Source organism: Shewanella sp. FJAT-51649 (assembly GCF_019457435.1).
GTDB lineage: Bacteria > Pseudomonadota > Gammaproteobacteria > Enterobacterales > Shewanellaceae > Shewanella > Shewanella mangrovisoli.
The window spans coordinates 342,370-365,805 of record NZ_CP080411.1; the positions used below are offsets into that span (position 1 = coordinate 342,370).

The window sequence follows — 23,436 nt, forward strand, 5'->3', positions numbered from 1 at the left end:
ATTACACCTCGGCTAATTCGCTAACGGCAGGTTCGGCGCTGAGTTCGGCTTCTTGCCGACATAGCTCGACCACCATATTCAGGCGTCGCTCGGAATCTTTTACAAAGGGATTTTGCACATCCCAAGCATAGCCCGCCAAAATCGAGCAGATCATCTGTTTGATTTTAGGATTCGGATTTTCGTAAAAAATCACATCTTGGAAGCGACCATCGTACCAAGCCTGCACATAAGTGCGGAAGGTGTTCACCCCTTGCATTAACGGCGCCGAGTACTCGGTGGGCCAATCGACTGTATCGCCGTTAAGCTGTTTAAGCACGCATTTCGCCGCCATGGATGCCGACTGCATGGCAATAGTCACGCCCGATGAGAAGACAGGGTCGAGGAACTCGCCCGCGTTGCCCAGCAGGGCAAACTTGTCGGTGGCGAGGCGCGATACGTTGGCGGAATAGCCCTTGAGTGTCGCACAGGGCTGAGCGACTTTGGCATTGGTCAGTAATGCTTTCAGGCCGGGTTCTTCTTTGACTATGGTCAGTAGTTGCTGCTCTAAATCGCCTTCGAGGCGCGCGAGTAACTGAGGCTCAGCCACGACGCCGAGTGAGCAGCGGCCGTTGCTGAAGGGAATTAACCAGTACCAAATATCCTGATGCTGTGGGTGTACGCTAATTAAAATCTTGTTCCGGTCGAAGTCGGGATCGCTGATGTTATCTTCAACATGGGTGAAGATAGCGCTACGGGTCGGCAGTGAAGACGGCGTTTCGAGGTCGAGCAGCCGTGGCAATACTCGGCCAAAACCGCTGGCATCGAGCACATATTGCGCCTCGACCTGATAGAGTTCGCCCTGTTCGTTACGTACGCTTAAGCATGGGTTGGCGCTTAAATCGATTGCCTCAACAGTTTCACCGTAACGGATCTCCACCCCAAAGCTTGCCGCGGTATCGGCGAGCAATTTGTCGAAGTTTGCCCTTTGCACTTGGAAGGTTGTGCCCGGTCCTGGGGTAAATTTGTCGGTAAAATCGAAGGTGGTATATACGCCATCGCGGCGGAAGGCGGCACCATTTTTATATTGGAATCCCGCCGCATTCAGCGCCTCTAACATGCCTGCTTCTTCAATAAATTGCATGCAGCATGGCAGCAGGCTCTCGCCGATAGAAAAGCGTGGAAAGTGTTGTTTTTCGAGCACTAATACGCGTTTGCCTTGCTTATGCAACAGGCTAGCGGCAATCGAGCCCGAGGGGCCTGCGCCAATAATGGCCACATCGACGGAAAGGGAGTGAGACTGTGTGGAGCTTGCAGCGGTAGATGTGGACATTTAAATAACATTCCTTGTAGGTATCGAGACCTTGTTGGTGGCTAAAACCTGACTGGTGGTCAAAATCAATGGCGAAAGTACAAAGGTAAACCCTATGCCGAGGGACAGGGTTAATCCAAAATAATGAATAGCTTGGGTTTGGCTAAAGGCGAGTAAGCCAAAGGCCAACAGGGTCGAGCAGGCGGACATAAACACCGCCATCATCACTGCCTTGCCATGTTGCGCTGCAGAGGCAAAGAACAAACTGTAATCTATCCCAATACCGAAGACTAAAATCAGCGCCAGCGCATGAAACAAGCTTAAGGGCGATCCGACAAAGCCTAAAATGGCCAAGGTGAGTAAGGCCGCCAGCGCGGGTACGGCGACCACTAGGGCGGCTCTTTTAACGCCAAAGCTCAGGCTAAATAGCAAGAGGGCGATAACGAGCGCCAGCCCCAATAACTTGAGGGTAAGCAGGCGATAATGGCCCATCACAGTGGAGATATCCGCGACTTTATCAATAAGCTGTACCTGCGGATCCTCGGCAAAGCGCGCCTTGAGGGCCGCAATATCTTCAATACCGCCGAGCAGCACTATGGCGCCGTGGCTATCGTTCACTTGGTTGGCATTATCGGGGCTGGTCGCTGACTCTGTTGAGTGCCCAAACGGTGCAAATCCCTGTGGTGCAAGCCAGAGTGGAGCTAGCTGTTTGCCTAAGCCCAGTTCGAAAAAATCCGTCGGGGTGATATAGCTATCCTTGGCGGCAAGGTAGGCGGCAGAAAGCTCAGGTGCTAGGCCGTCATCTAGGCCAATGCTGTTTAGCACTGTGGTTAATTGCGACTGGTAAATCTTGCCCTGCAATTGATACGCCGCATCCTGTTTTTGCTTGCTCGGCAGATAACGGCTGAGGCTGACATAGTTGCCCAGCTCTTGCTGTTTAATGGCGGCATCGAGCTGTGGACTTAAGGCTTCGAGTCGTTGCAGTAAGACTTCTTCACTGGGGGCTCGCACCAATAAAAACTGGTTATCCGTGCCGCCACTGAGTAATTTTCTGAGCCTGTCTTCAGGCTCAGTCACGCTCGCAGGGCTTTGCTGTAAATGGCGAATATCATCGTCGACGTTAAGCTTACTGATCCCCAACAGGCAGACTCCCGCGAGCACTAAGGCAAACAGACTCAATCCCCATGGCGAGATCAGTTTATTGGAGAATCCGGTGAGTCTCGCAAGATAGGCCTCTGCAAGGGTTAACGGACGTTCCCCCGAAGGCAACTTGCTGCCCGCCAATAATGGATAGGCGAGCACTAACGTCAGGTAGGCGCCGAGTAAACCCGAGGCGCAGAAAATCGCTACCTGCTGCATGCCGGGAAACGGTGCTAAACCGATACCGACATAGGCTAAGGCACTGGTGATAAAGGCGAGTGACACTGTGGGGAAGATATAGGCCACGGTCGCCTGCGCGCTACGCTCATTATCGCTTAACCGCTCGCAGTAAAAATGGAAGCTGTAGTCGATGGCAATCCCAATCAGGCTGGTGCCAAAGACGAGAGTGAGTAAATGCAGTTCCCCGAACACGCTTAAGGTAAAGGTCACCGCCAGCAGCAGGCCGCTGCCGATTGTCACCATCGCCAGCAAGAGTGGCATCACGGAGCGAAACGCGAGCCAAACCAATAACACTACGCCAAGCAAAGAAGCTAGGCCGAGGACAGAGATTTCACTCTTAGCGGTATTGGTAGCCTCGATGGCATGGAACAGCGCGCCCGCCTGTAACACTTTAATGCTGGGGTATTGCGCGCTGACGGTATTCAGCGCTTTCGTTAGTGCCGCTTGCTGGCGTAATTGCGCATTCGGGTTAAAGGCGCTTTCTGTGCCCTTTGCCATCACAATGGCAGCCACGCCTTCACTGCTATTAACACCTTGTTTGGTATCAACACTTTGTGGACGAGCAAGTAAAATCCCTTGGCTGGCGCTCAGCTTTGTACTGGGCGCAAGGACGAGCAAATTGGCGGGGAACAATAGCAAAGGATCTTGGGTCAAGAGTTGGCTATTGGCATAACTAAAGGCGTTGTAGAGCTGCTGAGTGGTTGAGGCAATTAAGTGCTCGAGGCCATTATGGCTTAAGGCTTCGGTTTGTTCAGGCGTGAGCAGTTTAAAGCGATAGGGGAAATAAAATTGCCCTAGGGCTTCACCCATCTGCAGATCGGCGCTGCGAATATCGGTAAAGGCGGTATTTTGAGTCTTAAGCTGCTCCATCAGGAGTGTGGCCGCCGCAACCACCTGAGGTTCATCCTCGGCAATTAGAGCGAGATACACTTGATCGGCGAGTGTCGATTCCACTTGTTCGAGGGCGCGCGCCGTGAGTGCGTCCTGCTGCAGATGGGGCAACATGGCGAGAATATCGCTTTGTACCTTTGCCCCATTTTGCCACAGTTGCAGCGTCCACAGGCTCGTCGCCAGCATCAAACACAACCAAATAGCGAAGCGCCATTTAGTCGAGGTTTGCATCAGGCTATGGCCAATACGCGTGGCAATCTTGGGCGCCATGATTCTGCCTTACTCTCTTGGACCAGTGTCTTTAGGCGTTGTCTGGCTGATGGCATATTGGGCTAACTCAGCCTCACTCAGTGGACCTTGGCGCAGCTCGCTAAAATCGATACGGGTGATATCCTGCGGACTCACACTCGGATTGGCGCTGAGTAGCACTAAGGTGTGTAGCGTATCGCTGCCTTCGAGCACCATATTAGTAATTCCCTTCTTCATCAGCGGATCTTTAGGGGTTAATCCCAACTGCCAGTTTGGCTTGCCTTGCGCTAAGGGCTCTTGGGCTAAAAAGTGCAGTTCGAAGTTTGCACTTAAACCCGAAATATCGCCGCCCAGCATGGCATTTACTAGACTCGGTAATAAATCCCCCATGGCCGCCGCGCTTGCCGAAGCATCGGCTTGGCTGATTTGTACTCGCCCTTGGCTATCTCGCTGAATAAGTTGCTTATCTTTTAAAATCAGCAAGGACTCGAAGGGGCTAAGTTGTTGCCAGATCAGTCCTTGTGCCTTGTCGAACACAAACTGGCCTTGGCTCTCTAGGGGCTTTTTCAGCACTTTAAGCTGGCGCGATTGCACAAAGTGGCCGCGAACCGTCTCGCCAAGATTGAGCTTTTGGCTGAGGGCGAGTAATGCGGCGTTATCTGCGCCTTGGGCGAATAGCGTTTGATATTGGTTCGCACCCGTGAGGTTGGTATCGGCAAGGCTCTGCGCCTGTACCGAGCCAAACAGCAGTGTGCAGCTTAATAGTAGGCTTTGGCAGAACCCTAGCCACCACTTAGCTTGTGGCCGATTTGTAAAAAGGGCAATCATTCGCTATCCGCCTTTGCAAGCAGCGGAGCGATTTTGCTGCGGAATATCTCTGGCGTCACAAAGCACATTTCTTGGCTCGTCATATCCACCGCCGCCTGAATGGTATAGCCCTTAGTAATGCGCTCACCGCTTGCGGTATCACGGATTTGATAATTGATTTTTAGACGATTTTCCCACTCGACCAACTCGGCGCGCACGGTAATGTGTTGCTCGAAGGTGCTGGCCTTAACGTATTTGATCTGCAAATCAATAATCGGCCAAGCGTAGTTCGATGCCTGCATTTGGCGATAGTTGTAGCCTAACTCGTCGAGTAATTTGCAGCGGGCAATCTCGAAATAACGCAGGTAATTACCATGCCAAGTGATCCCCATCGAATCCACATCGTGGAAGGGGATCTGCATGTCCATTTCTATGCTGAGCAAGGATTTCATCGGCACACTTCCCATTCGCCCGCTTGGATTTTCGCAACGGTTTGGCGCAGTACGGCTTCGAGCGGTCTGTCTTCGACTAATGGCTCAAAATCGGCGCGCACTTGGGCGAGTGTGGTCGCCAGCGAAGGGGTCAGTGAAGCTTCATCTAACTCGTTTTGCTTAATACGCAGGCCAATGCCTTGAGTCATAGCGAGCAGGGCAGCCGCGGCGACTTGCTCTGTTAGTTGCAACACGCGCATACAGTCACGGGCGGCGATAGTACCCATGCTGACTTTATCTTGGTTATGGCATTCGGTTGAGCGAGAGAACACGCTCGCAGGCATAGTGTGTTTGAGCGCCTCTGCGGTCCATGCCGAAACCCCGATCTGTACCGCCTTAAAGCCATGGTTGATGGCACGGCGTGGCCCAGTTGAACCCGAAAGGTTAGCGGGTAAACCGTTGTTAAACTTAGGGTCCATCACTAATGCCATTTGGCGGTCGATAAGATCGGCGATGTTGGCCACAGTGTTTTTTAAGGAATCCATCGCAAAGGCAATGTGCCCACCGTAGAAATGGCCACCGTGGAGAATATGCTCGCCTTCACCATCGACTATGGGGTTATCGTTGGCGCTGTTGATTTCGGTTTCGATAAATTGGCGCATAAAGGGCAGTGCATCCTGCAATACGCCAATGATGTGCGGCGCGCAGCGGATGGAATATCTGTCCTGCAGACGATCTGAATTGCGGGGGTGAACATGGTGGTTCAAATCTTCCCGTATCCAAGTCGCGATTTGGTTTTGTCCCGGATGGGGTTTGGCGGCAAACAGAATATCGTCGAAATGGTTCGAGTTACCTTTGAGGGTTAACGACGCCATGGCGGTAATGCGGCTGGCTAAACGCGCTAAATACTGTGCGCGATCAAAGGCTAAACAGGCTAATGCCGTCATCACTGCCGTGCCATTCATCAGGGCTAAACCTTCCTTGGGGCGCAGCACATGGGGCGTGATGTTCAGCTCGCGGTAAACCTCTTGGGTGGCTCTGCGCTCGCCGTTATAAATCACTTCGCGCTCGCCAACTAGCACGGCGGCCAAGTAAGACAATGGCGTTAAGTCACCGCTGGCACCGACCGAACCTTCCTCTGGGATCACAGGCGCTATATTGAGATTAAGTAGGGTTTCGATGCGCTTTAAGAGCTCATAGGTTACGCCGGATTTGCCAATGGCGAGGGAGTTTAAACGGCAAGCCATCACGGCGCGCGCCTGCATCACGCTCAAGACTTCGCCGAGGCCACAGCCATGGAAGCGGGATAAGTGCAGTGGCAGCTCATGGACTAAGTCGAGACTCACGTTGACAGTGCAAGAGTCGCCATAGCCGGTGGTGACGCCGTAGACCACACCTTCTTCGTGTAGCAGGCTGTCGATAAAGCGGGCGCCCTTTTGGATATAAGCTTGGTAATCGGCATCATCACAGAGTTTAACTTTAGCACCCTTAGCAACGGCGACGACTTGCTCTAATGTGAGTAACTGACGGCCAAATTCGATTGGCTGCTCAGCGGTTGTCGTGTGAGTAACTGCGTGGCTCATAAATGCTCTGTCCTGTCTGTAGTGCGCTCCTGCTCCGGGAGTGCTGCTGTCGTTTGTGGGGCGGATGTCGCGCGGTTTACCTTGCTATCGTCCCGCCAAAAATCAAAAAAGTTAAACCACTGCAAGGGTTCACGCCTTGCGTAGTGTTCGAGGCGTTCACTGTAGTTATGCACCGCCTGTTGTAGCCTTTCCATTCGCCCTGCCCGCGGGCCCTTGAGGCTATTGCTAAAGTGCTCCAAATACACGCGATATCGCCCTTGTTCGCGCAGGCAAAACATCAGATACACTGGGCAATCCAAGAGGCCGGCCAGAATAAATGGTCCCTGCGGGAAGGCTGCCTCATCACCCATAAATGGCGCATATACCACGCGTCCTTGGGAGTGGGATGAGGTTCTATCGCCAGCAATCACCACTAGCTCACCGTCTTCAATCTTTTGCTGTAGCAGCATAGAGGTGGCGGGATTAAGCTCGGTCACTTGGATCAAATTCAGCGTGCTATCGGGGTTTAATTGCTTGAGTACATTATTAAAGTTTTCGGCATGGCTGGTTAACACCATGACATTCACTTTGACCTTGCGCTGGTGGATTGAAATCGCGCGGCACAGTTCGAGATTACCCAAGTGGGAGACCAGCAGCACGGCACCTTTGCCGCTTTCTAGCTGATTTGCCAGCACTTGGCGGTCGGGAAAATCCACTTGGCTTAATTGAATGCGATCGCACCAGGCATCGATTCTATCGAGCGCCGCATTACCGAAGGCGAGAAAGTGGTTCAGGCTATCGCGCCAGCCAATGGGGCGATTCAATTGTGGATGTTGTGGCTCGAGACGTTGCACGCGGCGCAGAAAATCCAACGAGGCCTCGCGGCTGACTTTGCCCGTCAGGAAGAAATAGCAAATCACCGGATACATAATGGCACGGCACAACCAATGGCCGCCGAAACGGTAGCTTTCGACCAACAGTTTTATGCCCCAATAACTGCCGCGCTCCTTCATCCCTGACCAATGGGTTGAGGCTTTATCGGACTGGGGCGATTGCGCCTTCTGTTTACGGCGCAGCAGTTGTGGCAGGCGCTTTAACATGCCGAAAAATAATCGGGTGTGCAGCTTAGTGATGCGCACATTGTCGGCCACACCTTGAAAGTGGCTGACGCCGTTTTCGGGATAAATGACCTTAGTGGGGTGAAACAGAATTTCCACCCCTTGCCAGTAGAGTTTGACTAGGATTTCGATATCAAAATCCATCCGCTCCGTGAGGGCGTGCTGGCTTAAGAGACGCTCGGTGGCGGCTAAGGGATACACCCTAAATCCGCACATCGAATCTTGAATATCAAAGCTTAAGGTTTCGACCCATACCCAAAAGTGGGTGAGGTAACGGCCATAGAGTCGTCCCTTGGGGACGGACTCGTCGTACTCGGGCTTGCCCGAAATCAGTGCATCTGGCTTGGCCTGCGCCTTGGCGAGCATGGCGGGAATATCGTTTAAATTATGCTGGCCATCGGCATCGACCTGTAACACATGGGTAAAGCCATCGCGATAGGCACGGCGAAGCCCCGTCATCACAGCCGCGCCCTTGCCACGGTTGTAGGGATGTTGCAGCAGGGTCACCCAGTCGTGTTGCTCCGCTAAGGTTTGCAGCAGATAGCGGGTCTCATCGTTGCTGCCATCGTCAATCAAATAGCAGGGCAGATTGAGGGCGGCGAGCTCGAGCAAGGTCTGGGCGATCGCGGCGCTATGATTGTAATTGGGGATCACCAGCGCCAGCTTGATTGGCGCCGTGCCCATTAAATCACTCGGCGGGACTAGCATTGTGTCGCTCATTCCGTCGCTCACAGGGCTGCTCCATCATCTTGCTGACTAGCAAAGCTGATACGCCCTGAGGCATAGCGGTGGTCGCCATAGCTGTAGGCAAAGGTTAACTTCTCTTTGGCGGCATTATGGCTAATGGCTAAGGTGACTTCCTGCCCTTGCAGAATAAGCTGTTGAAACTTCAATACTTCTAAATTAGCGACCGCAGCGTTGTAACCAAAATGCTTGCAACCTAAGCGCACGGCCCAATCGAGTTGGGTCACACCGGGGAGCACGGCTTGCTCGGGAAAATGGCCGTTAAAATATTCGAGATCGGCGGCGACAAAGAGGCGCAGTTCAATACTTTCTGGGCCGATCTCTGATGCGAGGATCGGCGGTAAACTCGACTTAATCATGGTCAAATAACTCAACTAGCTGGGCGACGACGCGCTTGCCCTGAGTGTTTAACGGTAAGGTTTCGGGGTAGCGCCAGCGGCGCGGTAAGGTCACGCGCTCAAACTGAGTCAGTAGATGCGCTTTTAACGCATTGTTGATACTGAGTTTTCCCTGCTCTTGGTGCACATTTCGGCCCAATAGCGACAGGGTGATTACTGCCCCTAACTGGGATTTAAACTGGGGCAATACGACCAAGGCGGCCTGCTCGACATAGGCGTGGCTACAGAGCAAGGTCTCCATTTGCGCCAACGAAAGACGTTTTTCTTCAATCTTAACAATGCGATCGAGTCTTCCCTTGAGCCTGAATTGGCCATTGGCCGTCGGCTCGATTTTATCTTCACAACGTAACCATTGATCGTCGGCCAAATAGGGCGACTTCAGCAGCAGGGCACCATCGTCAGCGTCTTGGTCTATGGTAATTTGTTCAAACACTTGCCAAGGTTCGTCGGCCTCCTGTTGACGACGATAGGCGATACCGCCGGTTTCGGTGCTGCCGAAAATCTCGATAGGTAAATGGCCATAGCACTGTGCAACCCCTTGGGCAGCGGTGAAACTTAACGGCCCGCCGGAGCTGAAGACTAAGCTGGGTGAGCGCAGTTGGCGTTCGTGTTCTAGCGCCTTAGGCAAACGGGATAATTGCGCTGGGCTACTGATCAGGCACAGGTTTGGTAACAAGGCGGTGTAGTAGCTTAAGGTCTCAGGATATTCGATCTGCTCGCTTAAAAAAGGGCGACTGGCGGCTAAGGGCCAGAGGATTTTAAACAACAAGCCGTAGATATGCTGATGAGAAACGGTCGAGACCACACTGCAATGGGGCAAATGCTCGGCGAAGGTGTGCTCGAGCACTGTCACCTCGGCATCGAGCTGCCTTAGGCTCTTGCGAATCGCCTTGGGCTCACCACTGCTGCCCGAGGTAAAGAGCACCAATTCACCAAAGCTGTCACTCTCTGGCCAAGGTTTGGTGGGGAGACTCAGCTCTTTATTCAGCAGGATAAAGGCGTGACTCTCGCACAGCGGCTTGTCTGACAATATGCCTTCAAACTGATGGGTCAGTTCACTCAGGGTGCCAGTTTGGGTGTTGGGCGGCAGAATAATTTCCTTGCCCGCCAACAGTGCGGCACACAGGCCTACGGCAAACAGATCGCTGGTATCGCTCGCCAGTAACCATTTTTGTTCAGGCGCTTGGCGCAGCTGCTCGTAGAAATGCGCCACCTGATTGGTAAACAGGGCACCTGTGACTATGTCATGGTGATTAAAGCTGATCAGTTGTTGGGCGAATGGCCCTTGGGTTAACCAGTTTTTGAGTAGTTGTGTCATGTCTTCTTCAACCAAAAGCTGCGATATAACCATTCCCCACCGAGGAGCAGTCCCATGAGTACGTATGCAATCAAACCGTTATACAAGGTCCAAGTTGCTAGGCTGGTAAACGCGGCGGTATAGGCCGCCACAGTGCCGTTTAGGATAAATAAGCCACACCAAAGCAGGGTGACTTTTTTAAGATAACCTATGGCTTCATCCGGCAAATCGGGCTCTTTGAGCCGTGCGAGCCGTTCAATCATGCTTGGGCCTTGGTATAGCGAGTAGCTAAACAGGGCTAACATGGTGAGGTTTATCACCACGGGGTAATACAAAAGCCAGTCGCTGCGTTTGGCGACAAAACTGCCCGCGGTGAGCGCAATCCCCACAAGCAAAGGCAAAACTAAGGTTTTAACCTTTTGCTTTTGCAGCATTAAACGCACTACCAACAAGAGGCATAGCACTAGGGCTATGGTGCCTGCTGGCAGATAATTCAGTCCTAAATACACGGCGACTGGATAAGCAATCAGCGCGAGTGCGGTTAGTACTTGTAGCAGGACACGCATTAGTCTTTAACTAAGCCTTCAATGGCGTTAACCACATCGTTGACTGTGCGGACAGATTTAAACTCGTCGGGCTGAATTTTCTTGCCCGTGAGTTGCTGCAGCTTAATCACTAAGTCGACGGCATCTATGCTGTCCAGATCTAGCTCTTGATAGAGATTCGCCTCTGGCGTAATCGCATCGGCATCGATTTCAAACTCATCCACCAAAATAGTGGTCAACATAGCGAGGATTTGTTCGCGGTTTTGCATCTTCCTCTCCTACGGACGTTGTGATTCGATGAAGTTAGCTAGACTGGCCACACTGTAAAAATGCGCCTTAGTGCTATCCGAGTTGGCTTCGATTTTCACATCAAATTTTTTCTTGATGGCTAAACCCAGCTCGAGCGCGTCGATCGAGTCGAGTCCGAGTCCTTCACCAAAGAGCGGTGCATCTGTGTCGATATCATCAATACTGACGTCTTCTAAGTCGAGGCAGTCGATGATCAACTGTTTAATTTCGTTATGTAAAGTCATAATTATTTTCGAGTTGTTGTTGATAGTATTGTTCAAGGTCTCGGGTTAATTGCCGAGCCATTTTCGCATGCTCACCCAATGGAGCTTGGTAGCCTTGGTGAGAAATTGTGTTGCCGATTTCGACGGCCATTCCCATGGTTTGCCTTGGGATCTCATACCAAGGTTGTTCCTTTGTCAAACCACGCACATTGGTGCGCAAAACCACAGGTAAAATATCGGCTTGGGTGCGAATCGCAATATTGGCAGCGCCACGGGCAAATTCGTTAATGCTTGCACCAAATACAGTGCGCGTGCCTTCGGGAAAGATAATCAGATTAGTACCACGGGCGAGTACTTCGCGACAATCTTCGAGCATCAGCTCGGCGCCGCGATTGGGAATATATCCCGCGCAGGAGACGACGCCACGTAAGAAGGGATTGCGCCACAGACCCTGTTTAACGATACAGCCCGCATTGGGCATCAAGCTGATTAATACCACCACATCGACCAGACTCGGGTGATTGGCAATGACTATCACGCCCTTGGCATTTCGCAGCTGCTCGGCGTTATGAGTGCTGACTTGGATCACCCCCGCCCAAGTCAACATGGCCACAAAGCCTTTAAACATAGTGTGCACGGCCTTTTGCACGCGGATAATCCGCGCTTCGGGCGTGCCCGGCCAAAAACGCAGCAGAGGCAAGATGGTTAACGAGCTTAACAGTCCACCGAGGCCAAAGGCGATGTAGCAACTGACGCCGCCAAGCCAACGGGGAATATAGTTAATTCCCGCACGGCGTTTTTCAGGCAGCGTATAAGCGACATTAAATTCGGCATTGTGTGGTACTGGATTAGGCATGCGTTAGGCTCCAGTGCCAATGCGATAAGCAGCCGTTAATATCCTGTGAGGTCGCCAGCGCGTGGATCAACTTGCCGTAGGACAGCGGTGTGGCGTTTTGTTGCTGCTCTGCTGTCAGTTGGCTTAGGGTGAGGGTAACGGTCGCACTCTCATCCGCGGGTGCTAGGGTCAATCCGAGGGCTAAGGGCAACTCAAACTCTTGAGTAAATTCATCATAGACTGGCGGGACGGGATCATCGCCAAACACCAACAATAGTGGTTCAGGTGATTGGTGCAGTTGGGCGAACGCTTCTACCATGGCTTGGGAAAGGGTTTCTGTGCCCGCGGCAATCGAGGTCGAAGGGGCGGTGTTATTGGTCAAAATACCAAAAATACCGCTGCCAGTGTTATGCACCGACTGACTAAAACCTAAGGGGGAAAGCGGTTGTTTTTCAATAATATCTTCGAGCAGTCCAATGGTGCGGTGCAGCTCGCCGTGGCGAGAAGCAAATATCGAGCGACAGTTAGGCGCAGCCTCACATTGGAAACTGACATCCAGCATCATCTTGGTTAAACGGCTAAAACGTCTGCGCTGCATGGCGGGGACTTGGGATAGTGCAGGGGAAATCCCCTCGAGATCATCTTTGCTTGTGTCAGCCGAGTGCTTGCACCAAGTTTGCCAGTCATCACGCTGTGGATACTTTGGCGCCCATGCGCCCCAAGAATGGATGCTGAATCTGAGTTGCACTACTTTGCCTCGACACTATTTAAAGCTGTCTTAGTTATCCCTAACTAAGCGAAAAATATTAATGAATTGATAGGCCTATAGCTTGTCTACGCGTTGGATAAATCGCGCCAATTCCCCGATGAATGTGCGGCTTATTCTACACTAAGTCCTTAGTTTTAATGAAGCCATTTGCATCATGATGGTTAACAAAATGCAATCAAGATTCGATTTATCACTGTTAAGCAACATAAGTTGCAGCAGAGCCGTTGGGGAAGAGCACTATAAACTGTCTTACTGAACCAGAGTTGAACGACTAGCAAGCTGGGTTTATACGCTGAAATGGAGCTGAAAGTGTGGATGTAAAAAAGGCGCACTAGGCGCCTTTTTAGACAAGTTTGGAGCATTACTGGGCGAGTTGGTTTTCCAATTTACGCAGCGCCGCTTTCACTTTACGGGTGTTTTCAGGCCCCATGCGGATCATCAGTTTTTGCGCGCTCGGTAAGGCTTCTAAATTAGGATCCACAAAGCGGTAGTTCACGCTGATTGAGCTCAGCTCAATAGGCTCTTCGATGATAGGAGCTGCGAGCATGATCTTAATGGCTTGCAGCATTCTGTCATTGAATTTCGCGTTGCTGTAACCCAACTCGGCAAAGGCCTCGTCAAACAGCGGCGTGAGCTGTTTGTAGGTGTGCATTAAGGTTTGCTCATCCATGCTGGCAATCACAGTCGCATAGGCGTCATATCTGTGGTAACTCTCTGGATTTAAATACACTTTGCTCGTGATTTCAGACACAGTGAACAGCTTTTCTGGGCCTTTGACTGGGCTAACTTTGCGGGCGAGATCGCCTTGGGCCAAGTTGTCCACGAACACCACAAACTGACGGGCCAAATCTTGGTTCACTAAGGAGGAGCCGACCACGTTGTTATTGATGATCGCCAGCGCTTTTTGATGCACAAAGGCATCGCTCTCAGGCAGGCTGGGGACGACTTCTTCTGGAATCGCAGGCTCGGTTGGCGTGACGACGGTTTCGGTTTCCGTCGTGGTCGTCGCAGGGGTTTCATTTTCCAGCGGCGCGGTTTCAGGCTCAGTGCCCGTTTCGAGCGTCATTGGTTCAGATGAAGGCGGCTCAGGCAGCACTATGGGCGCATTGGGGATGAGCTTGGGTGAGTCATCTTTGGTGTAGTAATAATAACCTCCCGCAGAGAGCAGGATGACGAGCACAATCGCAATCAAAGCAAAGCGATTACTGCTTGAGGAGGTTTCTTGAGGTGTAATTCTATCATCTTGATTAACTTGCATTTTACATCCTTCGCTTAAGTGTCAAGGTAACGGGGTGAATACATGCAGCTAACATTTAAAGTGCAAGTGCCAACGAGTTGTCGATGGCAGGTTCATTGTGCAAGTTTCCACGCGCTTGTCCATAGCAGTGAGCTGAACAGGCTGAATTTATTTTACCTTGAAGGGGTTAGCTTAAGGTTTAGGCCTGAACGTATTGCTGCCTGTGTCCAAGCCAACGATGAATAATGGCATCGACCGACTCTGGCGCCTGTGACATCACATGGCTCGCCAGTTTTTGGATATGTGGGATAAGCGCCTGATCGCGGACAAGGTCGGCGATTTTTAGCTCGGCCAGTCCCGTTTGCTTCGTGCCCAGTACTTCGCCCGGCCCACGGATCTCTAAGTCTTTCTGTGCAATCACAAAACCATCATTACTTTGCCTGAGCACATTTAACCGCTGGCTCGCGGTTTGGCTCAATGGCGCCTTGTAGAGTAACACACAATGGCTTGCCACGGCACCGCGCCCTACGCGACCTCGCAGCTGGTGTAACTGTGCAAGACCCAGTCGCTCTGGGTTTTCGATAATCATCAAGCTAGAGTTGGGGACGTCGACGCCGACTTCAATCACTGTGGTTGCAACCAATAAATGGATAGTTCCCGTCTTGAAGTCGGCCATAATTTTTTGCTTTTCAGCGCTTTTCATCCGGCCGTGGACTAAACCTATGCTCAGTTCCGGCAGCGCTTGGCGCAACTCTTCGGCGGTATCTTCCGCCGCTTGGCACTCGAGGACTTCGGATTCTTCTATCAGAGTACAGACCCAATAGGCTTGGCGTTTATCCGTGACTACGCTGTTGCGGACGCGCTCGAGCACTTCATTGCGACGCGAATCGGGAATGGCGACTGTGGTCACGGGCGTGCGGCCGGGCGGCAACTCATCGATAATCGAGGTGTCCAAATCGGCGTAGGCCGTCATGGCCAAGGTGCGCGGAATGGGGGTCGCCGTCATAATCAACTGGTGGGGATGAAAGCCTTGGTTAATGCCTTTTTCCCTGAGCCCCATCCGTTGGTGAACCCCGAACCTGTGCTGCTCATCGATAATGATTAAAGCCAACTTATTGAAGGTTACCTGCTGCTGGAAGATGGCATGGGTGCCTATCACTATTTGCGCCGCGCCCGATTCAATATCGGCTAAGGATTGCGCCCGTGCCTTGCCTTTAAGCTTGCCCGCAAGCCATCCCACTTTTAACCCGAGGGGTTCAAACCACGCGGCAAAGTTAGTCGCATGCTGCTCGGCGAGTAATTCGGTGGGCGCCATCATAGCCACTTGGTAACCACTTTCGATGGCCTGCAATGCGGCGAGGGCGGCGACCAAGGTTTTACCCGAACCTACATCACCTTGAACTAAGCGCATCATGGGGTGCGGCTGCGCTAAATCTTTACCTATCTCGGCGACGACCCTTTGCTGTGCACCTGTCGGTTTGAAGGGCAATGAGGCGAGAAAGGGATTCAATAGCTGGCCGCTGGCGTGCATGGTCACGGCGGCGTCGAGATTGCTGCGTTGCCTGAGTCGGAGCATGCTGAGGTTATGGGCGAGCAGCTCTTCCTGCACCAGCCGTTGCTGCGCCGGATGTTGGCCTAGCTCTAAGTCAAATTGCGATATTCCTGCGTGAGGGCGATGCAGGGTTTGCAGTGCTTGTTTCAAGCTCATGCTATTGGGCTGCAAATTGGCGGGTAATAACTCGGTCAAACCGCCGTCTTCTAATAATTCGAGGGCTTGCTCGGTAAGTTTGATCCAACTCGCCTGTTTGAGTCCCTCCGTGGTGGGATAAATCGGCGTGAGGGTATCGCTTAAATGAATATCTTCACCGGGATAGACAATTTTGTACTCGGGATGGACGATTTCGGCCTGATGATTGCCCCGACGAATTTCGCCATAGGCGCGGATCATTAAGCCATTTTGCATCGCATTGCGTTGCGCCATCGAAAAGTTAAAGAAGCGCAGACTCATGCTGCCGGTATTATCGCGCACATTGCACACCAGCATGCGTTTGCGGCCTTGAATGATTTGTGTCGACTGGATTTCGGCTTCAATGGTGCCGTAATTTCCCGGCATTAAGGCGGCAATAGGATAAATTTGAGTGCGGTCTTCGTAGCGCAGGGGTAAGTGAAACAGCAGATCTTGTACTGTTGTGATGCCGAGCTTTGCGAGTTTTTCCGCCACCCTTTTGGCGACGCCTTTGAGGTCGGTGATCGGAACAAGATCCAATTGCTGCAAGTCGTTAGCGCTCAATCACTGTGAATTTATACATATACTAACAGAGTGTAAGCGTAAGGCAATCTTGGGCTGAGTTGCTCGGTGGGTGCGGTTATGTGAGGGTTTAGCGACGAATTAAGGATTTATTTCAGTCTTATGGGCTAAATTGCCCTTGGAGCATATTTCTCCTTATCTTATTCATATTAAAATAAATGTGTTTCAATCCTAGAAGTAAACAATAGAGAAAATCATCATTCGTTATTAATAACGTACACTTTGTAAGTTTTTGTGGTTTAATCGAATGATTGATTGCCTGTATCGGGCATAAATCTTTATGCGGTAACACGGTTGTGAATCGATAATAAGAAAGTGACCTCTGGTGACGGATCACATGTGGGGAAACATGGCCGAGGAGTACTCGCCTTTGCGTCTATGGTGCTTAACCTGTTTATTTATTGGCATATTGTTTTCTGCTATGCCGGCATGGGCCAAACTAGATGTGGCGTTTTTCAATCCCGGTGCCGAGGCCGATAGCTTTTGGGGTGATGTCGACAAATTAATGTGGGTGGCATCAGCAAAACTCGACATTAATTTGCAAATTATCCATTCAGATCGCAATCATTTTAAAATGATTAGCCAGTTAGACTCTTTATTAAAATCGCAACAGTCCCTTCCTAATCAGGTTATTTTGGTTAATGAGAAGCAATCAGCATTAAAAATGTTGCAGATGCTTTATCACCATCCCATTTATGTGCAGCTTATTTTGAATGATATTTCCGTGGCCGAACGGGAAATGCTATTGCAAGATCCCCACTGGCAGACCTATTTATTGCCCGCCATTATGCCCGATAACTATGCTATCGGAGCCGAGACCGCTAAAGCTTTGTTAACGGGGTTAGACGTTAAAAAAGCTAAGGTTTTATTGATCTCGGGCGATAAGTCCACGCCCGCATCTGTTCTGCGGACTCAGGGCGCCAACGATTATTTCTTTATGCAACCCAATGTGACAGTCACACAAACGGTTTATGGCCAATGGAGTGAGGATATTGCCTATGGGCAAGCATTGACGCTGCTGACCCGTTATCCCGATTTAAAACTGATTTGGACCGCAAGTGACAGAATGGCGATGGGGGTAATTAAAGCATTGAAGGAAAAAGGGCTCAACCCTGGGCGAGACGTGTTGGTGAGCTCTGTAAATACGTCCGCCGAGATTTTACGACTCCGTCAGGAGCAACAACTCAGTGTACTCGGTGGTGGGCATTTTTTAGCGGGCGCATTGGGGTTAGTGCAACTGCAACATTATCAGGCGACAGGGCAATATTATCCCTACGACAAGGTCCAGTTATTCAGCGTGCTTGAGCCAGGCTCAGAGTTTTATCGCATGTTAGTAGCAAGGGATTGGTCAGCAATTTTCCAATCCCAAATTTTGGATAAGTTGCCACCGCAATAATAACGAATAGGTATCCATGAAGCATCGTAATCATTCCATCAGCCACAGGATGACGCTCACTATTATTGGGGTGAGCTCGTTTTTTGCCGTCCTGACTATGTTGGTGCAGTTGGTATGGAATTATCAGGAGAGCATAGATAAGGCTACGGCGGATATTCGTGAGTATTCCGAGTCTATCTTGCCTAGCATTGCTAAGTCGCTCTGGGATGTCGACCATAGCCTGTTATCCGATCTGTTGTCGGGTTTAGGGATGATGCCCATGGTTTCGAGTGTCAATCTCGAAAGTGTCGATGGCGTGACCATGCAGTTAGGTAAATCCTTACGTGCGCAGGAGGAAAACCAAACTTCGTTTCATTATCCGATTATGTATCAAGAGCAGCTGATTGGCTCACTCACCGTTGGTCTGGACACCAATAAGCTGTATTACGAATTATGGCAGCAGTTGATTATCATCGTCCTCGGCAATGGCCTTAAAACCCTGCTGATGATTTACCTGATCCTCACTATGGTGCGTTTATTGGTGACCAACCGATTGTCGGCACTGGAGCGGTTTGCCAATCAAATCAATTTGAATTCATTACCCAAACTGAAAGTGCCCATCAGTGTAGTGACCAGCCAAGATGAAATTGGCCATGTGGCGCAATCGCTACAGGCTATGTATCAGCGTATTCGCAATGACTTAGCCATTAACAAGCGTCAGGGGCGTGAATTACAACAGCAGCAGAATCAGTTGGCGCGTTTAGTCGACGAGCGAACTCAAGAGCTTAATTGGCAATCCCAGGCGAACCAGTTATTAGCCGAGATGTCACTGCAGTTTTTAACCACGGATACCTCGCAACTGGATGAATGTCTCGCCGATGCCTGCCATCGCATTGGACTGTTATTCGATGTTGAACGGGTCAGTATTATTGAGTTTACCCAGCGCTACGCCAATTACCGTAGCTTCTGGAGCTGTGAGTCGCAGGCAAATCAGATCCAAGATATCTCCGTCGATAGTGTTGCCGTGCTGGCGCAAAAGTTTGTGTCGGAGTCGACGTTAGTGATCGAGTCGATTGATTTTTTAGAGCATGAGTCTCCTACGGAATACCAAGCGCTGCGCTCGGTTGGGATTTGTTCTATCGCCGCATTTGCGATTAAAAATGCCAATGAATTACTCGGTTTACTCTCGCTTTCCATGGTGAGCCGTCCATTAAATTGGAATCCACAAAAGAAGGTAATGCTGACTCAATTTGCGGCGGCCCTGAACGAATTGTTGTTACGTGAGGAAAAAGAGCGACAGATGCTCAGCCTGCAACAGGCTTTAGTGTCGGTGAATGCTCAGCTACGTGTGATGGCTGAAACCGATGAATTGACTGGATTAAGCAATCGTCGCCCTTTTACTCATACTTTGGAAACCTTGCTCCAACAAGCTAAACCCGTGGGATTGCTGATGTTGGATGTCGATTACTTTAAGAGTTACAACGACACTTACGGTCACCTCGAAGGCGATGCGGCGCTTAGATTGGTTGCGCAGGCGCTCAAACAGTGTGATGTCTTGCCGCAGGATAGTTTGCTGGCTCGAATCGGTGGCGAAGAGTTTGCGATTATTCTTGAGCAGATAACGCCTATCCAATTGGAGGCGATAGCCAACCAACTCTGCTATCGAGTCGCCGCCTTGGATATTCCCCATCGTAGCTCTCCCAAGGGGAAAATTACCCTGAGTATTGGTGGCGTGTATCTCCCCTTAGATACAAGTGTTCGCGGTTTTACCCTCTCTGAGGTGCTGCGCCGTGCCGATATTTGTCTGTATCGCGCTAAAGAACAAGGGCGCAATACTGTGGTCATCGAATCGTAAACTGCCTCGAGACTTTGCCTCAAGACTTGTTAAGTTACTGTTGATTAAGGCTCGCCTCGATGTGTTTGCAACCTAGCCGTGGCGGCAGATTTATTTCTGCTTTGGGGCTGCTATAATTGCCGCCCTTTATTTTCCATCTGTAGGTTCTGGCGTGTCGAAACGGGGCAAAAATACGGCTAATGCGGTGGCGATTTTCAATATCGATGATTTGTCGACTTGGCAAAAATACCGTAAAGGTTTGTGCGACACTTGCCACGCGACCTGCTGTACGCTGCCTGTTGAAGTCACTGTGAGCGACCTAGTGCGCATGACGTTAGTCGATGAGTTTGAAGCCGAGGGCGATCTTAAAGCTATCGCCAAACGTCTGCAAAAAGCGCGCATTATCGACAACTTTAATCATAAAACCGCGATCTTTACTCTGGCTCGTATGGCCAACGATGACTGTTTGTATTTAGACAGTAAAACCCGCCGCTGCACCATTTATCATCAACGTCCAGAGACTTGCCGTAACCATCCACAAATTGGCCCTAAGGCGAATTACTGCCCTTATCGCCCCCGTGAGTAAGCTTTTGAATATGGTATTGGTAGAGGGCTTCGAGTTGGTGATTATCACGCATCGCCTTGACCTGCCGATTAAACTCACTAGCAATCAAGTCTTTATGAGCTGAACGCTTCGAAATCAGCATATAAAAGGGTTCCTGTTGAGTATTCGGCGACGGTTGTGAGGTGAGTGTCTTCGGCAGTTCGCCTGCCTGCGCTAAGGCGAGTGTGCCTGCCAAAATCTCCTTACGGGCGATAAAGAATTTACACCTGTGTTTCAGCAGCATTTCCGGTAGATGATGTAGAGAATTTATCTCGCTAATTGGCGTGTCGTGATGCCAGCCAAAGTTATCGTAGTTGAAACCCTTGATGCCGCAGACGGTGCCAAAATCAGCCAATTGGTTGATATCCTTGATGTGAAACTGTGGTTCAAGTTCAGCTTTCAAATAAAAATAACTGGGAGTGAGGTAATAATAAGCAACAGATGGGGTATAATCAGTGGCTCGTTGTCGATTGAGCGATGCGCTCATAGCGGCATCTATGCTGCCATTATGTACGTCTTTTAAGCAACGTAACCATGGTAAAGCCAACACTTCATAATCAATTCCAATAGGTTTGAAGGTCTGTTCTAGCAGGTCGATATCATAGCCGCTAAGCGTAGAAGTCTTAATGCCATCTTGCCGAATAAAGTAATTAAACGGCGGATATTCAGTCTCTTCGACACAAAAACGTAACTTAAATGGGGAATGCTCATCGGCGCCGTGGGCAACTGGCGAGAGTAGAATCACGCATACTAAGACGATTAGCGGATATAATATACGCATCATACTTTTTAGGCGAAGAGACGATTTTTTAAGTGTAGCAAAGGCTTTCTTGGCAGCACTGGGTTCTTTTATCGTCTGTTCCTCGACCCATTCTTTAGGTACAAATTTCAACTGACTCGCGAAAATCACTGCGCGGGTTGGTGTAGTAAGTCTAGTGTGAAACAAAAGGTGTTACATGAATTTCTTTGATAACGTGATGATAATATTGGGCTTAATCGCCGCAAGTTGTTTCTTTTCTATGTCAGAAATCTCCTTGGCTGCATCACGCAAAATCCGTTTACGTCAGCTAGCCGAAGAGGGGGACAGCCGTGCCGAAAAAGTGCTGCAACTCCAAGCTCAGCCCGGTAGTTTTTTTACTGTGGTGCAAATTGGCTTAAACGCCGTCGCCATCATGGGCGGTATTGTCGGTGAGTCGGCGTTTCGTCCGTATTTTTACCAGTTTTTAAGTGCGTGGATGAGCGACCCTTGGTTAGGCCAAGTGAGCTTCTTACTGTCTTTCGTCGTGGTGACCAGCGCCTTTATTCTGGTTGCGGATCTCATGCCCAAACGTATCGCGATGGCGATGCCAGAGCCTGTTGCCTTAGTGGTGGTTGGCCCTATGAGTTTCTGTATCGCGATCCTTCGTCCATTGGTTTGGTTTTTCAATGGCATGGCAAGCGCCATCTTCAAGTTACTGCAAATCCCAACCGTGCGTAACGATGAAATCACCCCAGACGATATTTATGCGGTAATGAACGCGGGGGCAGAAGCGGGCGTGCTCGACAAGGGCGAGCAGCAAATGATCGAAAATGTATTTGAAATGCAAACCGTTTCGGTAACGTCTGCCATGACGGCCCGCGAGAGCTTAGTGTATTTCCTACTGCAAGACAGCGAGGAAGATATCAAGCGTAAGATTGCCGAAGATCCCCATACTAAGTTTTTAGTCTGCGACGGCCAATTGGATATGGTCAAAGGGTTTGTTGATGCGAAAGAGCTGCTGATCCGTGTGATTAACGGTGAGAAAATTACCTTAAAAGACAACAGTCTTGTGCACACTTCTCTGATTATTCCCGATACCTTAAGCCTGTCCGAGGCCATGGAATACTTCAAAAATAGCCGCGCCGATTTCGCCGTGGTGATGAACGAATATGCCCTCGTTGTGGGGATTGTCACCACCAATGATCTGCAACGCGCAGTGATGGGGGCTTGGTCGCTGCACGAGAGCGAAGAGCAGATTATTGCCCGCGATGGCAATTCTTGGTTAGTGGACGGGGTGACGCCGATTACCGACGTGATGCGTGCCTTCGATATTGAGGAGTTCCCCCATAACCAAAACTACGAAACCATTGCCGGCTTTATGATGTACATGCTGCGTAAGATCCCCAAGCGCACCGACTTTGTTAACTATGCTGGTTACAAGTTTGAAGTGGTGGATATCGATGCCTACAAGGTTGACCAGCTGTTGGTGACCCGTATCGATGGCAACGATAAATTAATGTCGCCAGATACCTAATCTTATCAACATCATAAAAAACGGGACTCAGTCCCGTTTTTTATATCGCGACTAAAATTTATATCGCTTCTAAAAATGCATTCACTATCGGATCGTCCAAACGTTTGACCTTGCAGCAACAACCCAGCTCAAAGGGGGCAATACCCACGGGGGAGGCTAACAGTTGGATCCTATCCCGCACTGGGCTGTTATTAATCACCACTTCAGGGGTGATACTCACGCCACAACCGAGCGCCACCATAGACGCTATCGCTTCCTGCCCCGACACCTGCGCATAGATATTGGGGCTTATTCCCATCAGTTTGAACCAATTATCGGCGCGGCGCCGCCCCGGGCCATGGTCGGGAATGATAAAGGGCACCCGCGACCAATCGATGGGGGCTTGGCTTATCTGTTGCTGCACCGCGCAGCGCATGGTCGGCGCGATTAAGGACAAAGGCACATCGTCAATCTTGGCGAAATGCAAAGTAGCAGGGAAGGGATCCGGCAGCGCGGCAATGGCAATGTCGGCGCGATTTTGTTGCACTTCGGCCAGTGCATTGGCGGCATCTCCCGTGGTGAGGGCAATCTCAACAAAGGGATGTTCTTGGCGAAAACGTTCCAGCAATTGCGGTAAATGGCTGTAGGCGGCGGTCACCGAGCAATAGAGATTTAAGGTGCCGCGCAGTACATCCTGCTTGAGATCGATACTGTGCCGCAGGTTGCGCCAATGGTGCAGGGTCTGCTCGGCGAACAATTTAAACTCGCGCCCAGCGTGGGTTAAGGTCACGCTGCGATTATCCCGTTCGAATAATTTGGCGTTCACTTCTTCTTCGAGCCGTTGCAAGGCGCGACTTAAGGTCGAGGGACTGACGTGCATCTGCTCCGCCGTCTTGGCGAAGTGCAAACTGTCACATAAGTGCAGGTACAATTTGAGGGTGCGTATGTCCATAACCTCGTCCTATTGGTCGCTTATCAAGGGTGTTGTCACCGAAAATGA

General features: G+C 50.7%; 21 protein-coding genes. 4 read left to right on the plus strand and 17 right to left on the minus strand.

Translation table 11 applies throughout. The features are described from left to right. Position 1 precedes the first annotated feature (1 nt). The 15 genes from K0H59_RS01655 to recG form a co-directional block, all read right to left on the minus strand. Positions 2 to 1,309, minus strand: a complete 1,308-nt coding sequence (locus K0H59_RS01655) for an NAD(P)/FAD-dependent oxidoreductase (RefSeq protein WP_220054459.1) — start codon at positions 1,307 to 1,309, stop codon at positions 2 to 4. Next, positions 1,310 to 3,829 (minus strand): MMPL family transporter, encoded by a 2,520-nt coding sequence (locus K0H59_RS01660; RefSeq protein WP_220054460.1) that lies wholly within the window; start codon positions 3,827 to 3,829, stop codon positions 1,310 to 1,312. A gap of 9 nt (positions 3,830 to 3,838) precedes the next feature. Beyond that, complete coding sequence (locus K0H59_RS01665) at positions 3,839 to 4,636, minus strand: outer membrane lipoprotein carrier protein LolA (protein WP_220054461.1); 798 nt, start codon at positions 4,634 to 4,636, stop codon at positions 3,839 to 3,841. Next, a complete protein-coding gene (locus tag K0H59_RS01670; RefSeq protein ID WP_088212604.1) occupies positions 4,633 to 5,067 on the minus strand; it encodes a thioesterase family protein in 435 nt (144 codons plus the stop codon). Before K0H59_RS01670 ends, K0H59_RS01665 begins: the two co-directional genes overlap by 4 nt. Next, complete coding sequence (gene hutH / locus K0H59_RS01675; protein WP_220054462.1) at positions 5,064 to 6,629, minus strand: histidine ammonia-lyase; 1,566 nt, start codon at positions 6,627 to 6,629, stop codon at positions 5,064 to 5,066. Before hutH ends, K0H59_RS01670 begins: the two co-directional genes overlap by 4 nt. Next, entirely contained in the window at positions 6,626 to 8,434 is a 1,809-nt protein-coding gene (locus tag K0H59_RS01680; protein ID WP_176400009.1) for a glycosyltransferase, read from the minus strand. Before K0H59_RS01680 ends, hutH begins: the two co-directional genes overlap by 4 nt. Before the next feature lie 20 nt (positions 8,435 to 8,454). Further along, positions 8,455 to 8,829, minus strand: coding sequence for a thioester dehydrase (locus K0H59_RS01685; RefSeq protein ID WP_220054463.1), 375 nt, complete (start codon positions 8,827 to 8,829; stop codon positions 8,455 to 8,457). Then, positions 8,822 to 10,186 (minus strand): AMP-binding protein, encoded by a 1,365-nt coding sequence (locus K0H59_RS01690; RefSeq protein WP_220054464.1) that lies wholly within the window; start codon positions 10,184 to 10,186, stop codon positions 8,822 to 8,824. The genes K0H59_RS01685 and K0H59_RS01690 overlap by 8 nt, the downstream gene beginning before the upstream one ends. Beyond that, the gene (locus tag K0H59_RS01695) at positions 10,183 to 10,731 is read right to left on the minus strand and encodes a hypothetical protein (protein ID WP_011627439.1); all 549 of its coding nucleotides are present in this window, start codon (positions 10,729 to 10,731) and stop codon (positions 10,183 to 10,185) included. The genes K0H59_RS01690 and K0H59_RS01695 overlap by 4 nt, the downstream gene beginning before the upstream one ends. Continuing rightward, positions 10,731 to 10,979: an acyl carrier protein gene (locus K0H59_RS01700; RefSeq protein ID WP_011621155.1), complete on the minus strand. Its 249-nt coding sequence runs from the start codon at positions 10,977 to 10,979 to the stop codon at positions 10,731 to 10,733. Before K0H59_RS01700 ends, K0H59_RS01695 begins: the two co-directional genes overlap by 1 nt. Before the next feature lie 9 nt (positions 10,980 to 10,988). Continuing rightward, positions 10,989 to 11,243 carry a phosphopantetheine-binding protein gene (locus K0H59_RS01705; RefSeq protein WP_011621156.1) on the minus strand — a complete coding sequence of 85 codons (255 nt, stop codon included), beginning with the start codon at positions 11,241 to 11,243 and terminating at the stop codon, positions 10,989 to 10,991. Then, positions 11,230 to 12,078 carry a 1-acyl-sn-glycerol-3-phosphate acyltransferase gene (locus K0H59_RS01710; RefSeq protein ID WP_220054465.1) on the minus strand — a complete coding sequence of 283 codons (849 nt, stop codon included), beginning with the start codon at positions 12,076 to 12,078 and terminating at the stop codon, positions 11,230 to 11,232. The genes K0H59_RS01705 and K0H59_RS01710 overlap by 14 nt, the downstream gene beginning before the upstream one ends. Beyond that, positions 12,071 to 12,805, minus strand: a complete 735-nt coding sequence (locus K0H59_RS01715) for a beta-ketoacyl synthase chain length factor (RefSeq protein WP_220054466.1) — start codon at positions 12,803 to 12,805, stop codon at positions 12,071 to 12,073. The genes K0H59_RS01710 and K0H59_RS01715 overlap by 8 nt, the downstream gene beginning before the upstream one ends. Positions 12,806 to 13,187: 382 nt before the next feature. Continuing rightward, the gene (locus tag K0H59_RS01720) at positions 13,188 to 14,084 is read right to left on the minus strand and encodes a DUF3014 domain-containing protein (protein WP_220054467.1); all 897 of its coding nucleotides are present in this window, start codon (positions 14,082 to 14,084) and stop codon (positions 13,188 to 13,190) included. Positions 14,085 to 14,262: 178 nt separating this feature from the next. Further along, entirely contained in the window at positions 14,263 to 16,338 is a 2,076-nt protein-coding gene (recG, locus tag K0H59_RS01725; protein WP_220054468.1) for an ATP-dependent DNA helicase RecG, read from the minus strand. 403 nt (positions 16,339 to 16,741) lie between these two features. On the opposite strand from recG, the gene K0H59_RS01730 reads away from it, so the two are divergent. The 3 genes from K0H59_RS01730 (at position 16,742) to K0H59_RS01740 (ending at position 20,166) form a co-directional block, all read left to right on the plus strand. Continuing rightward, positions 16,742 to 17,767 carry an ABC transporter substrate-binding protein gene (locus tag K0H59_RS01730; protein ID WP_258405878.1) on the plus strand — a complete coding sequence of 342 codons (1,026 nt, stop codon included), beginning with the start codon at positions 16,742 to 16,744 and terminating at the stop codon, positions 17,765 to 17,767. 16 nt (positions 17,768 to 17,783) lie between these two features. Next, positions 17,784 to 19,601, plus strand: coding sequence for a diguanylate cyclase (locus K0H59_RS01735; RefSeq protein WP_220054469.1), 1,818 nt, complete (start codon positions 17,784 to 17,786; stop codon positions 19,599 to 19,601). 151 nt (positions 19,602 to 19,752) lie between these two features. Continuing rightward, entirely contained in the window at positions 19,753 to 20,166 is a 414-nt protein-coding gene (locus tag K0H59_RS01740; protein ID WP_011715581.1) for a YkgJ family cysteine cluster protein, read from the plus strand. Here K0H59_RS01740 and K0H59_RS01745 read toward each other — a convergent pair. Then, the gene (locus K0H59_RS01745) at positions 20,129 to 21,076 is read right to left on the minus strand and encodes an ABC transporter substrate-binding protein (protein ID WP_258405879.1); all 948 of its coding nucleotides are present in this window, start codon (positions 21,074 to 21,076) and stop codon (positions 20,129 to 20,131) included. The genes K0H59_RS01740 and K0H59_RS01745 overlap by 38 nt on opposite strands. A gap of 64 nt (positions 21,077 to 21,140) precedes the next feature. On the opposite strand from K0H59_RS01745, the gene K0H59_RS01750 reads away from it, so the two are divergent. Continuing rightward, on the plus strand, positions 21,141 to 22,457 hold the full coding sequence (locus K0H59_RS01750; protein WP_088212612.1) for a hemolysin family protein: 1,317 nt from the start codon (positions 21,141 to 21,143) through the stop codon (positions 22,455 to 22,457). A 58-nt stretch (positions 22,458 to 22,515) separates the two neighbouring features. On the opposite strand, the gene ilvY is transcribed toward K0H59_RS01750, so the two are convergent. Further along, positions 22,516 to 23,388 carry an HTH-type transcriptional activator IlvY gene (gene ilvY / locus K0H59_RS01755; protein ID WP_220054470.1) on the minus strand — a complete coding sequence of 291 codons (873 nt, stop codon included), beginning with the start codon at positions 23,386 to 23,388 and terminating at the stop codon, positions 22,516 to 22,518. Positions 23,389 to 23,436: the final 48 nt, after the last annotated feature.